Source organism: Melioribacteraceae bacterium (assembly GCA_030584085.1).
Classification (GTDB): Bacteria; Bacteroidota; Ignavibacteria; order Ignavibacteriales; family Melioribacteraceae; genus SURF-28.
On the sequence record CP129490.1, the window covers coordinates 177,941 to 191,730 of the forward strand.

Annotated in this window: 15 protein-coding genes; 7 read left to right on the forward strand and 8 right to left on the reverse strand. The window is 34.5% G+C overall.

Features of this window, described 5'->3' with window-relative positions; translation table 11 throughout:
• Positions 1-64 precede the first annotated feature (64 nt).
• The 8 genes from QY331_00740 to QY331_00775 form a co-directional block, all read right to left on the reverse strand.
• Positions 65-2,053 carry a sulfatase-like hydrolase/transferase gene (locus QY331_00740; GenBank protein ID WKZ69775.1) on the reverse strand — a complete coding sequence of 663 codons (1,989 nt, stop codon included), beginning with the start codon at positions 2,051-2,053 and terminating at the stop codon, positions 65-67.
• Positions 2,054-2,115: 62 nt separating this feature from the next.
• The gene (locus QY331_00745) at positions 2,116-2,712 is read right to left on the reverse strand and encodes a transferase hexapeptide repeat family protein (protein WKZ69776.1); all 597 of its coding nucleotides are present in this window, start codon (positions 2,710-2,712) and stop codon (positions 2,116-2,118) included.
• A 13-nt stretch (positions 2,713-2,725) separates the two neighbouring features.
• Positions 2,726-3,094 (reverse strand): four helix bundle protein, encoded by a 369-nt coding sequence (locus QY331_00750; protein ID WKZ69777.1) that lies wholly within the window; start codon positions 3,092-3,094, stop codon positions 2,726-2,728.
• A 17-nt stretch (positions 3,095-3,111) separates the two neighbouring features.
• Positions 3,112-4,635, reverse strand: a complete 1,524-nt coding sequence (locus QY331_00755; GenBank protein ID WKZ69778.1) for a M20/M25/M40 family metallo-hydrolase — start codon at positions 4,633-4,635, stop codon at positions 3,112-3,114.
• 21 nt (positions 4,636-4,656) lie between these two features.
• Positions 4,657-5,862, reverse strand: a complete 1,206-nt coding sequence (gene pcaF / locus QY331_00760) for a 3-oxoadipyl-CoA thiolase (protein ID WKZ69779.1) — start codon at positions 5,860-5,862, stop codon at positions 4,657-4,659.
• Between the two features lie 109 nt (positions 5,863-5,971).
• Entirely contained in the window at positions 5,972-6,397 is a 426-nt protein-coding gene (locus tag QY331_00765; protein WKZ69780.1) for a hotdog fold thioesterase, read from the reverse strand.
• Complete coding sequence (locus tag QY331_00770) at positions 6,390-7,562, reverse strand: 3-hydroxyacyl-CoA dehydrogenase NAD-binding domain-containing protein (protein WKZ69781.1); 1,173 nt, start codon at positions 7,560-7,562, stop codon at positions 6,390-6,392. The genes QY331_00765 and QY331_00770 overlap by 8 nt, the downstream gene beginning before the upstream one ends.
• Positions 7,563-7,619: 57 nt before the next feature.
• Positions 7,620-8,558 (reverse strand): pyridoxal-phosphate dependent enzyme, encoded by a 939-nt coding sequence (locus QY331_00775; GenBank protein ID WKZ69782.1) that lies wholly within the window; start codon positions 8,556-8,558, stop codon positions 7,620-7,622.
• Between the two features lie 220 nt (positions 8,559-8,778).
• Between QY331_00775 and paaA the strand changes: the two genes are divergently transcribed.
• The 7 genes from paaA (at position 8,779) to QY331_00810 (ending at position 13,780) form a co-directional block, all read left to right on the forward strand.
• A complete protein-coding gene (gene paaA, locus QY331_00780; GenBank protein WKZ69783.1) occupies positions 8,779-9,705 on the forward strand; it encodes a 1,2-phenylacetyl-CoA epoxidase subunit A in 927 nt (308 codons plus the stop codon).
• Positions 9,706-9,777: 72 nt separating this feature from the next.
• Entirely contained in the window at positions 9,778-10,062 is a 285-nt protein-coding gene (gene paaB / locus QY331_00785) for a 1,2-phenylacetyl-CoA epoxidase subunit PaaB (GenBank protein WKZ69784.1), read from the forward strand.
• Positions 10,062-10,838 (forward strand): 1,2-phenylacetyl-CoA epoxidase subunit PaaC, encoded by a 777-nt coding sequence (gene paaC / locus QY331_00790; protein ID WKZ69785.1) that lies wholly within the window; start codon positions 10,062-10,064, stop codon positions 10,836-10,838. The genes paaB and paaC overlap by 1 nt, the downstream gene beginning before the upstream one ends.
• 49 nt (positions 10,839-10,887) lie before the next feature.
• Complete coding sequence (locus QY331_00795; protein WKZ69786.1) at positions 10,888-11,169, forward strand: type II toxin-antitoxin system RelE/ParE family toxin; 282 nt, start codon at positions 10,888-10,890, stop codon at positions 11,167-11,169.
• Positions 11,170-11,176: 7 nt separating this feature from the next.
• On the forward strand, positions 11,177-11,476 hold the full coding sequence (locus QY331_00800; GenBank protein ID WKZ69787.1) for a HigA family addiction module antitoxin: 300 nt from the start codon (positions 11,177-11,179) through the stop codon (positions 11,474-11,476).
• The gene (gene paaD, locus QY331_00805) at positions 11,473-11,958 is read left to right on the forward strand and encodes a 1,2-phenylacetyl-CoA epoxidase subunit PaaD (protein WKZ69788.1); all 486 of its coding nucleotides are present in this window, start codon (positions 11,473-11,475) and stop codon (positions 11,956-11,958) included. The genes QY331_00800 and paaD overlap by 4 nt, the downstream gene beginning before the upstream one ends.
• 169 nt (positions 11,959-12,127) lie before the next feature.
• Positions 12,128-13,780 (forward strand): M1 family metallopeptidase, encoded by a 1,653-nt coding sequence (locus tag QY331_00810; GenBank protein WKZ69789.1) that lies wholly within the window; start codon positions 12,128-12,130, stop codon positions 13,778-13,780.
• Positions 13,781-13,790 lie beyond the last annotated feature (10 nt).

The window sequence follows — 13,790 nt, forward strand, 5'->3', positions numbered from 1 at the left end:
TATACAATAGGTCTTGTTTTGTTAAAATACATGAAAATTTTTGTTTTTCAAATAAAAACCGACTTTAATTCTTTGTTGAAAAATTCTCAATTATGTACTGCGAAGTTTGAAACATAGAGTGAGTATAATTAAGCATACTATCAGCTTTTATTTGGTATTCACTAATAATGTTTTTTGTGCTTCCCACTCGGTAGTTAAATAAAGATAAATCACCATCCCGTTTATAAATTAAATATTCATTTTCGCTTAACACTCCAATTGCATTGTCACCACTGAAAAATGCAAATGGTCTTCTTTCATTTATGACATCTATTCCTAAAGTATTGTTTGTATAGTTTATGTATAGCAATCCTGCTATTGTCGGCATTACGTCAATCTGCAATGAAAAGTTACTGTACTTAGCCGGAGTTAATTGTTCACCGGGAGAATAAATAATAAATGGTGAATGGAAAAATGTTATAGGTAAATCATATGGCTGTTTAACACTTCGACCGTGGTCTGCAACAAAAATGAAAAGGGTGTTTTCATACCAATCCTGTTCGGAAGCTCTATCAAGAAAATACTTAATTGACCAATCACAATATTGAACTAATCTTTCGTCTTCCGTTTCAGCGGTCGGGATAAAATCTATTCCTTCCGGAATTATTTTCGGATCATGATTACTGGCAGTAAGTAATGAAGCAAAGAACGGTTTATTGTCCAAATTTTCGTTTAATAATTTAATTGTCTCTTCAAACAAAATATGATCAGGAACTCCGAGTGTACTTAAAATCCATTCGGAAGGATAATTGCGTTCACAGAAAACTTTTTCAAAACCATTACCGTAAAGAAATCCGGCCATATTATCGAATTGATCATCATGTGCGACGAAAAAATATGTGTGATAATTATTTTCTTTTAGTTCGCTTACTATAGAATTAAGATTTGGAATTATAGATGGTTTCATTGGATGTCGATTCCAAATCGTAGGAAATGAAAACAAAGTTGAATAAACACCATTGTAAGTATGAATCCCGGAAGTGTAAAAATTACTAAAACTAATAGAAATATTAATAAGACTATCTAGATTTGGTGTTAAGTTGCTTTCATTGCCAAAGTGATTCATCCTAACTGATGCCATCGATTCCATTATTACTAATATGACATTTTTATTTGTTGGTAAATTTTTTGCAGTAATTTTTCTTGAGATTGGAGTTGGTAAATCGGAATCAGTTACACCCAAAAATTGTTTGGTGTTCTCTAATGCGATCTCATCATTCACGAAACTGACTTTTTCTTCTTGAAGTTTTTTGTCTTCGAGTAAACTTACTAATAAAGTATAAGTAGGATTTAATCCAAGCTGATTGGCAAAAGAATATTCTGAAAAATATGCCGTTCCAATTCTAATCGGAGATTTCTCTTCAACACGACCTCTTATAGCTAAGATTAGTACAAGTAAAAAGAAAACGAAAGAAAAAATACGTATTGAGTAAAATTTAAATGCAGAAGTACTCGGACTAAAATTATTATTGACTCTTCGATAAAATTTAATTGAAACATATATGTAAACCCCGGCTAATAGCAAGAAGATTAATACAAAAATTGACATAAAAATATCACTGCTGATCATTCTTAGTGCAAAACTATAATCTTCAAACCAGTTAAAGACAACAGAAGTTATATTCGAAAAGAAATAGTTGAAATAAGGGATGTTTGCACTACCAATAAAAAAAGTAACTAAATATAATATAGTGGTAAAAACTAAAACAAATTTATAGGGAATAATAAATTCTCGTTTAAAGAATGAAGTTATGGAGAGAAAAATAAACGGGAGAATTAAAATATATCCGGAAATAACTGTATCGAAACGAAAACCATAAATGAAAGATGTAAAAAGAATTTCAAATTTTTCATTTGCGGGAATGTCTGATGCGTAGTCCCAATTAACAAACAGAAGCAATATTCTTATGAACGTGAAAAAAAGAATTCCCAAAAAATAAATACCAAATAAAAATTTGATGTGCTTGGGAATTAGCGAATCAATTTTTGAAAACAGTTTTATGAGATTAGACATATGTTTAAGAACACCACCGCAGTTTAAAAATTGTAAAAATAAAATTAAGGATTATTATGAAATTAATCCCGCTTAGTTTTACCCCAAGTTTTATAATCGATATGCAATTCCTTTCTATCACTTGGAATTTGTCTGAGAGGTTCGCATTCCTTTAATGTGTCGTGAAGTTGTTGTGGAAGTGATTGATACAATTTAGTGCCTTCGGTTTTCCAATTAACCATTTCATCGGTCACATCTTTTATTATTTTAGCCGGATTACCAACTACAATTTTTCGATTTGGGATTTTCATTCCTTCCGGGACAAAACAAAGTGCGCCGATTATACATTCAGCACCGACTTCCACATTATCCATTACTACGGCGTTCATTCCAACCAAAGAATTTCTTCCGATGTTCGCTCCGTGAATAATTGCACCATGGCCAATATGTGCCGACTCGAACAATGTTACCGTAACATTTGGAAACATGTGAATAATACAATTTTCTTGAACATTACATCCGTCCTCAATAACAATTTTTCCAAAGTCACCACGAATTGCAGCACCCGGACCGATATAAACATCCTTGCCAATTATTACATTTCCGATTACGCTTGCCGTTTTATGAACAAATGCCGTTTCGTGGATGACGGGTTTGATTCCATTGTATTCGTATATCATTTTATTTACTATTTTATATTGAAGATTGACTATTAATTTTTCGAGCGGTTTTTCTTGATTTAATGAATATTGCAGTTAATTCTCTAGATTCTATAAGTAATGGATTGACTAGTTCTGATTTTTTAAGAGTTTCATCAATTATAAATTCTAACCAAAATGTTGATTCATCACATTCTTCTATTACAATGCTCAATTTTGAAATAAAACTCTTTTTTGATTGTGCTATGCAAACTGCTCTATAATTTGCAGCTACTGAGGTAGAACATCGAATCAATTGTCCGCGAATATGATTTCCAAGTTGTGAATTCGGCAATGATATTGCAAGCTTTACACAACGGTGTGCAAATTCCTTTGTTCGATTTAATAATTCTTGCTTGTTCATTAGTCAATAGAAAATAGTCAATTGTCAATACTAAGTCTTGCAGGCAGATTAGCTGCACTAAGTGCAATTCCCGCAGTAAGCTTTACCATTTTTTTAAGTTTGTTAAAATTGATTTTTTCAACATCATCAGTTGGTTTGTGATAATCTTCTTTCATTTCATCAAAAAAGAAAACTACAGGTATGTTTCTTTTTGCATATTCATAATGATCACTTCTGTAATAATATCTATTCGGATCGTCTTCGGCATCAAATTTATAATCCAATGAAAATTGAACTGATTCTTCATTAACATTTTTAACTAACTCATAAAACTGAGAACTTAGTTTCCCGGAACCGATACAGTAAATTTCATTTTCGGGACCTCGTCCGACCATATCCATGTTGATATTTGCAATTATGCTGTCCGTATATTCGGCATTCGCAGTCAAATATTTTGAACCGAGTAAACCTTTTTCTTCGGCAGTGTGAAAAACGAATAAAATAGATCTTTCATTTTGCTTTATTAAAGCCAATTGTCTGGCTGCTTCAAGAATTGTAACGGTTCCCGAGCCATTATCATCCGCACCGTTATAAACCTCGCCATTATTCACCCCAACATGATCATAGTGAGCAGTCACGGCAATAAAGGTCTCGGATAATTTATTGTTATTGCCTCTGATAATTCCGACTACATTTTGTGCTTTGTCAATTTCACTTTTTTCATGTAAATAAAAAGATAATTTTTTGTTTAGGATAAATGATTTTGCATTCTCTCCGTTCTCTTTCATTTCGGAAAGCTGTTCAAAAGAAAATTCCTCATCTTTAAAAAATTGTTCAAAAGTTGCTTGGGAAAATGCGAGTGTTGGAAGTCCAAAATCTTTTTCTTCATTGGCGACAAGAGTAAAGCTTTCACTAAACATTCGTCTTTGTAAACCGTCCCATCTATTATAATATTCATTTGATAAAATGATTATTAACGCAGCCGCACCTTGCTCAATTGCAATTTTCCGTTTAGCTGTCCAAGTCCCATATTTTCGAGTGTCCGCTCTTGAAAATTTTTCGTCATTTGGTAGATCATCAAAAACCACTACTGCTTTATTTTTGACATCCAGATCAATATAATCATTCATTTCATGTTCTTCCGAAACTATTCCATAATTTGCAAAAACAATATCAAGCATTTCAGCGCTGCTATTTTGCAAAGGGAATCCACGACGATCAACTATAAAATCAGTATCCGGATTCAACTCATACTTATCATTTCCCGACTGAAAAGCAACGGCAGAAGATTTACTTACCGAAGAAATTTGCACATCAAATTTTTGGAAGTATGATCCGCTATCACCAAAAGGTTCCACACCATATTTTTTCAACTCGGAGGCAATAAACATCGCTGCAAGATCTTCACCGCGTTTTGTTGCCTCTCTTCCTTCCAGTTCATCGGAAGCAAGATATTCAAGATTAGCTTTGAGGTAAACAATGGATTCGTCGGTTTCTAACTGTGAATAAACAACAATTAAAGAAGTGAGAACAATAGCCAAAACAATAAGTTTGTATTTCATTTAAGGAATCCTATAAAAAAATTATACTCTTTCAATAATTGTTGCCATTCCTTGGCCAACTCCAACGCAGAGAGTACAAAGTGCACGTTTTTTATTTTGTATTTCTAGTTCTATCATTGCTGTGGTTATTAAACGAGCACCGCTCATTCCTAGTGGATGTCCAAGCGCAATCGCGCCACCATTTGGGTTGACACGCGGATCATTATCATCTAAACCAAGTTCTCTGAGAACGGCCAAACTCTGAGCGGCAAAAGCTTCATTTAATTCTATCACATCAAAATCATTCAAAGTAAGTTTTGTCTTTTCTAAAATTTTTCTTGTTGCATAGATTGGTCCGAGTCCCATTACACGAGGTTCCAATCCGACAACTGTCGAGGTAATAATTTTAGCTCGCGGAATAAGATTATATTTTTTTATTGCATCTTCGGAAGCAATTAGTAACGAACATGAACCGTCATTTAATCCGGAAGAATTCCCAGCAGTAACAGTTCCGTTTTTTCTGAATGCCGATTTTAGTTTCGATAAAATTTCCGGAGTTGTGGTTGGTTTAATGAATTCATCTTTATCAAAAATTAATGGTTCAGATTTCCTTTGAGGAATTTCAACCGGGATAATTTCTTTGTTCATTCTCCCGGATTGATTAGCTTTTACTGCTTTCATGTGAGAATTATATGCAAATAAATCTTGATCTTCTCTGCTTATCTTATATTGATCAGCTACATTCTCGGCAGTTTCTCCCATTGCATCGGTGCCATATAATTCTTTCATCTTCGGATTTATGAATCGCCATCCTAAAGTTGAATCATGTATTTCTACTTTCCCTGAATAAGCTTGTTCTGCCTTTGATTGGACTAACGGAGCGCGTGTCATATGTTCTACTCCACCGGCGATATAAAGATTACCGTCACCTACATTTATCGCTCTAGCAGCATTTACGACGGCACTCATTCCGGATGCGCATAATCTATTAACGGTTTCGCCGGGAACATTGATTGGTAAACCGGCAAGCAATGATGCCATGCGTGCAATGTTTCTGTTATCCTCTCCGGCTTGATTTGCACAGCCAAGAATTACATCGCTAATTTCAGAAAAATCAACCGTGGGATTTCGTTTAATAATTTCATTTATCGTAATTGCGGCAAGGTCGTCCGCTCTAATACTCGAAAGTGATCCTCCAAGTTTACCAATTGGGGTTCTAATTGCATCAATTATATATGCTTGTTTCATAGAATTACACTTTAATATGTTTGTTATTATTCTTAATCTTAATCCTACTCTTGCTCTTAAATTAAAATGTGATTAAGATTATGATTAAGAGTAAGATTAAATAAAAATGTTATTTAATTAAAAATTCTTTCTTTGTTCTGTAAACAGTTCCGCGGAAGATTCCGACTTTAACATTATGTTGATTAGTTACAGTAACATTATAAATACCAACACTATTGCCTTTACTTTGTTCTTCTGCGATAGCTGTGAGTTCATCATCTTCATTAACATGTTTGGGGAATGCAATGCTGGTTTCCAAAGCAACGGCAATTCTGCCATAGTTATTCGAAGAAAAAGCCAACGCACTGTCCGCTAATGAAAAAGTAATTCCGCCATGTGTGGTGCCGAAACCGTTCAACATTTCCTTGCGTACTTTCATTTTAATTTTTGAATAACCTGGTTTGATTTCCAAAATTTCTATACCCAACCACTGACTAAACTCATCGTTTTCCATCATATGTTGGACTACTTTTTCAGCTTTTTCTTGTTCAGTCATAAAATTTCTTGCCTTCTTTTTTCATTCTTTTCAGCAGGGGATTTACTCGATATCTATCTTCACCGTACTCATCATATAAAATTTGAATTTGTTCAACAACATTTTCGATTCCAATTTCATCAGCCCAACTACATAAACCTTTGGGATAGTTTACACCTTTTGTCATTGCAAGATCAATATCAAAAACAGATGCGATTTTCATTAATACAGCATCAGCGGCTTCATTAATTAAAATCGCGACAACTCGATTAACGATTTTTTCACCAAGCGATTTGTCTTTATTCGGTTGTTTTGAAATTACGTTTTCGGAATAATCATAAAACCCTTTCCCGGTTTTTCTACCAAAATGTTTTGCATCAACCAATTGCTTTTGAATGAGAGAAGGTTTGAATCGCGGATCAAAATAGAATTGCTCGAATACAGTTTTGGTAACTTCATAATTAACATCGTTCCCGATAAGATCCATCAGTTCAAAAGGACCCATTTTGAATCCGCCGATTTCTTTCATTGCCCAATCAATTGTTGAAACATCGGCAATTCCTTCTTCATAAATTCGGAGAGCTTCACCATAAAAAGGTCGCGCAACACGATTTACTATAAATCCGGGAGTATCTTTTGCAATTACGGTTGTTTTTCCCCAAGCATCAATTAAAGATTTTGTTTGTTGAATTATATCCACATTTGTTGCTAAACCCGGCACAATTTCAACAAGAGGTAGAATCGGAGCGGGATTAAAAAAATGTGTGCCGATAATGCGATCGGTTTTTTGACAAGCCGATGCAATCGCGGTAACTGATAACGAAGAGGTATTTGTTGCTAATACTGTTTCAGCTGGGAAAATTTCTTCTAATTTTTTGAATACTTCTTGTTTGGTATTAAGATTTTCGATGATAGCTTCAATAACCAAATCACAATTATCCTTTTCATTAATAGAATCAGAATAATGAATTCTATTCAATATTTGTGTTGAATCTTCTGGTGAAACTTTTCCTTTTTCAACTAAACGAGTCAATATTTTTTGTAAACTTAATTCTGATTTTTGAAGTGCGGCTTTACTATTATCATAAATAAAAACTTGATGACCAAAGGTTGCCGCAATTTGTGCAATTCCGGTCCCCATCGTTCCGGCACCAACAATCCCGATATTTGAATCTTTACTAAGCACGTTATACTTCCTAATGATTTATGATGAGTCCGAAACTAATAAATTAATTTGATTGATTCACTTCAAAGGGGAGTTGCTGCTCTTGTATAACTTTTCGATTTTTGATTTCATACCTTCAAGACCTTGTAAGCCGCCGGTATGTATTGCTACAATTTTTGAGTCAGCCGGAAAATAGTTTTGTCTAATTAGTTCATTTATTCCATACATCATCTTTCCGTTATAAATTAAATCGAGCTGTACATTATTTTTTTCTTTGAACCAATTAACGAATTCAACTAAGTCCATATTAATTTTTGCAAAGCCGCCGAAATGGTATTCATGATTGATCATCCAATTGTCGAATTCACGATTTGACGAATTTGAAATAAGCTCACTAATTATGCTTGATAGATATTCTCCTCCCTTTAAAGAAGAAAAACCAATTATCATTTTATTGTTGTCTGATCCCATGATTAAGCCAGTTACAGTTCCACCAGAACCTATAGGCGCGCACAAGTAATCGTAATCAACTTTTATATTCTTGATAATTTCGGCGGTTCCTTCTAATGCTAATTCATTTGTTCCGCCTTCTGGGAGGATATAGACTCGACCAAATTGTTTTGCAATTGTTTCTCTAAATTCTTGATCAAAACGATTTCGATAAGTTTCGCGATCTAGGTAATGTAATTTCATTCCATTGTTTACGGCAAACTGTAAAGTCGGATTAAGGGGATAGTATTCCTCACCACGAATAATTCCAATTGATTTAAAACCAAATAAATTTGCTGCTGCTGAAACAGCATAGATGTGATTTGAAAAAGCTCCGCCGAATGTTAAAATCGTATCGTAATTATTTTTTTTCGCTTCCAGTAAATTGTATTTCATCTTATAATATTTATTTCCGCCGATTAATGGATGAATTAAATCATCACGCTGAAGATATACTTCAACAGATTTATTACCATCCGGCAGAATTACTTTTTGTGTGATTGACTTGTTTAGTTCAACACTAACCATATGTTTAACACCATAAATAATTTATTGAATACCGCTGCTCTGAACTGTTTGAGAATATTAATACTTTCATAAAACAATCGAACATAACCCAATTCTTCCTTGATAAAACGGACATTAATCATCCGATTAACTGAATTACAAATTACTAAGAACTAAACTAATAATTGATCTGTAAAAAAAGATATGATATATTATTCCTCAAAGACTTGAAAGGATTGTCATGAGTGAACAAGAATTGCAGAATAAATTTGAAGATAGAATTAATTCCGGCGAAGTAATTGAACCCAAAGATTGGATGCCGGAAAGATATAGAAAACAACTTATCAGAATGATGAGCCAGCATGCACATTCCGAAGTTGTGGGAATGCTACCCGAAGGAAACTGGATTACGCGTGCACCGAGTTTGAGAAGAAAAATGTCACTCCTCGCAAAAGTTCAGGATGAAGCCGGACACGGACTTTACATTTACAGCGCAACAGAAACTCTTGGTGTTGATAGATCGGAATTGTTAGAGCAGCTTTTATCGGGACAAGCAAAGTATTCCAGTATTTTTAACTATCCGACTTTATCTTGGGCTGATATGGGTGTAATCGGTTGGTTTGTTGACGGTGCGGCAATTGTTAATCAAACTATGTTGGCAAAAAGTTCTTATGGACCATATTCACGAGCAATGGTAAGAATTTGTAAGGAGGAGAATTTCCACAAAAAACAAGGTTATGAAATAATAGCAACTCTTGCTAACGGAACTACTGAACAAAAGAAAATGGCTCAGGATGCGGTGAATCGATGGTGGTGGCCCACACTAATGATGTTCGGTCCGCCGGACAAAGATTCTCCAAACTCCGCCGAACTGATGAAATGGAAAGTTAAATTAAAAGGTAATGACGAGCTACGTCAACGATTTGTTGATTTAACAATTCCGCAAGCAAAAGCAGTTAACCTCACAATTCCAGATCCTGATTTAAAGTACAATGAAGAGTCAGGACATTGGGAATTTGGAGAAATAGATTGGGAAGAATTTTGGCAGGTTGTAAAAGGCAACGGACCAATGAACAAAGAAAGACTCCGCGAAAGAAAAAAAGCACACGATGACGGAGCTTGGGTTCGTAAAGCGGCAATGGCTTATGCTGAGAAACGAAAGAACTAATTTCAATTGACTATTTGCCATTGTCTATTCGTCAATAATCAATAGTAAATAGAAAATTACAAGGATTTAAAAATGAGCGATCAGGGAAAACTTTGGGAAGTATTTACACAATCAAAAACCGGTGCACCGCATGAACATGCCGGAAGCGTACATGCCCCCGATGCAGAAACGGCGTTGCAAAATGCAAGAGATGTTTATACAAGAAGAGGTGAAGCGGTAAGTCTTTGGGTTGTGCCTTCGGATGCCATTGTTGCCTCAAGTCCAAGTGACAGCGGTCCATTCTTTGAACCCGGAAATGATAAAGCCTATCGTCATCCACAATTTTATTCGGTTCCGAAAGGTGTTAGGGGAATGTAATGAACGATATCAAAAATGAAATAAAAAAAGATTTGTTTGAATATTTACTTCGACTCGCTGATGATAGGCTAATTCTTGGTCATAGATTATCCGAATGGTGCGGACATGCCCCGATACTTGAAGAAGATATTGCTCTTGCGAATATTGCACTTGATTGTGTCGGACAAGCTAACGCATTTTTAATTCTAGCAGCATCAGTTGAAAACAAAAATAGAACCGAAGATGATTTAGCATACTTTAGAGATGAAACAGAATTTCGGAATCTTCAACTTGTTGAACAGCCGAATATTGATTTCGCGTATACTATAGCTAGACAATTTTTTGTCGATGCATTTGCTGTTCATTTTTATGATAAACTTTCTAAAAGTAAGATTGAAGATTTGTCCGGAATTGCAGCTAAGGCACTCAAGGAAGTTAAATATCATCTTAGACACAGCAGACAATGGATATTACGATTGGGTGATGGTACAGAAGAAAGTCATGAAAAAATTCAAAATGCAATTAATGATTTGTGGATGTTTACAGGAGAGATCTTTTTTGAAAATGATGTCGATAAAAATTTATTTCAAGAAAAAATTGTTCCGTCGGTAAAATCAATTGAAACAAAATGGAAGGAAGTCGTTGAATCCACACTAATTGAAGCAACTCTTAAAATCCCCGATGAACCAAACACAAATTTACGAAGTGGACGAAACGGTGATCATACAGAATACCTTGGACATATATTAGCGGAAATGCAGATTGTTGCACGATCTCATCCGGGTGCAAAATGGTAGCGAATAACTTTATTTGTAAATAATAACGTAAAACGTTATTATTCATAAAATGATTAAATCATTTTCAAACAAAGAAACCGAAAAGATTTTTAATCGAGAGATTTCTCAAAAGTTATCGGGTGATATTCAAAGAACAGCATTGCGTAAGTTGTTGTTGATAGATGCCGCAGTGAATTTGAATGATTTACGAGTGCCGCCGGGTAATAGACTTGAAAAATTAACAGGAAATTTAAAAGGAAAATATAGTATCAGAATTAATAACCAGTATCGAATCATCTTTGAATTTGAAGATGGGAATGCATACAAAGTTGAAATAATTGATTACCACTGAGGGACTAATGAGAATTAAACAAAAAGCCATTCATCCTGGAGAAATATTATTAGAAGAATTTTTAAACCCGATGGAAATTAGCCAATATCGTTTAGCAAAGGATATTAATGTACCCCCCAGAAGAATTAATGAAATTATTCTTGGTAAACGATCCATTACAGCAGATACAGCACTTAGATTATCAAAGTATTTTAAACTATCGGAACAATTCTGGCTGAATCTCCAAATGAGATATAATATCGAAATGGCAAAGGATAAACTCAAAAACAAACTTGAAAAAGAGGTCAAAGTATTATCGAAATTATGATTAGCACAAATAAATTGTTCGAATACCTTTCTAACATTCCCGACCCGGAAATTCCTGTAATTAATATTGTTGAGATGGGAATTGTCCGCGATATTGAATCTATTGGCGATGAACTGGTTGTAAAGATCACGCCAACATATTCCGGTTGTCCGGCTATGAAGTCTATAGAACAAGAAATAATAGCAGAACTAAAATTAAAAGGATTCGATAAAGTATTAGTCAAAAACACTTATACTCCGGCATGGTCAACAGACTTGTTAACAGATGAAGCAAAAAGAAAATTAAAAGAATACGGAATTGCTCCACCCGAAGGAAAAGCTGAAGATGAATTTTATCGTGATCTAATTACAAAACCGATTGAATGTCCATACTGCAATTCAAGAGAGACAAAACTCACCTCACAATTTGGATCAACCGCATGTAAATCACTTCATTACTGCAATTCTTGTCAGCAGCCGTTCGAACATTTTAAGTGCATCTAATAATAGAAGCACTAAATCAGAAAACCTAATTTCTAAACAAGCTCTAAATCCAAATAATAAAAGTAAAAACGCGATTAATTGGTTTTGCAATTTGTATTTGTGCTTAGAATTTGTTTAGGATTTCGAAATTAGGATTTAGTATTTTAGAAAAAATAATCTCGTTGTTTATATGAAAATCTTTCTCACCATCTTTTATCTTTTTTCATCGGTAATATTTGCTCAGTTCGGTACTCAAGATTCAGGCGGACTAATTCTTCCCGAACAAGCTGCTTATGATGTGAAATTTTATGATCTTGATCTTAATATTGATCCGGACAAAAAATCTATTTCCGGTTCTGCTTTAATTGTTGCCGAACTCCTTTCGTCTATTGATTATTATGTTCTTCATCTTGATACTGTCTTTAACATAAAACGTATACTAATAAACAATGAAGCAAAATCTTTCGAGCATAAAAAAGGATTAATAAAAATAGAAGTTGAAGAAGACAAATTTCAAATCGGTAATACAATTGAAGCGAAAATATTTTATAGCGGAAAACCAAGAATAGCACAAAGACCACCATGGGATGATGGGTTTGTATGGAAGAAAACTAAAGACAGTTCGCATTGGATTGGTTTAGCCTGTCAAGGCGGCGGAGCCGATATTTGGTTTCCATGTAAAGACCATCCGTCAGATGAACCGGATTCTGTTTCGATTAAAATAACCGCACCGGATAATTTAACTTGCGTCTCAAACGGAAAACTAATTGGCGAAGCAGCAAACAATGACGGGACAAAAACAACTCATTGGTTTGTATCGACTCCCATTAATAATTATAATATAAACATCACTTTGGCTCCATTTAAATTAATTGAACATACCTTCACGAGTATCACCGGCGAGGATTTCCCGGTAATGTTTTATGTGCTGCCGGAAAGTTATGATACGGCTAAAGTATTCACCAATCAGTTTTTAGATCATCTTAGATTTTATGAAAAATATTGCGGGCCGTATCCATTCAGAGCCGATAAATACGGAATTGTAGAAACGCCTTATTTAGGAATGGAACATCAAACAATAATAGCTTACGGCAACGGATACAAAAATAATCAGTTCGGCTTTGACTGGCTTCATCATCATGAGTTAGCGCACGAGTGGTGGGGAAATTTAATTACTGCAAGCGATTGGAGAGACTTTTGGATTCATGAAGGAATTGGGACTTATATGCAAGCTTTATATGCGGAAGAATTATCCGGATCGGAAGGATTGCAAAAGTTTATGAAAACTTTGGGTATGATGAATGTTAAACCTGTGTTGCAAGAAGAAAGTATTCCCGCAAGTAAAGCTTATCATCCGGATATTTATAACAAGGGAGCTTGGTTTGTACATACATTAAGATATTATCTTGGTGATGAAATCTTTTACAAAGTACTAAGAAGGTGGGCTTATCCAACAGAAGAGTTGGAGCAGGTAAAAGATGGTTCTCAGTGTAGATTTGTTACAACCGAAGATTTAATTGAACAAATCGAATCGATTTCCGGTGAAGAAGTAAGCTGGTTATTTGATGTATATTTAAGAAACGCAAAACTACCTGAACTGGCTGCTGTTTTAATCGAAAAAGATTACGAAAATGAACTGCGATTACAATGGATTTCGCCGGATGAGACAATTTTTGAAATGCCTGTTGAAATTAAGCTTGGTAATGAAATACAAAAACTTGAAATGCCAAACGGTAGAGGAAAAATAAAATTCTCACCAGTAATTAATCCTATAATAGACCCAAACAATTGGATTGCGAAAAGAAAAATGGAAATCGAAAAACATTCTAAGAAAGGTTTTTAGTAAAAGGAGT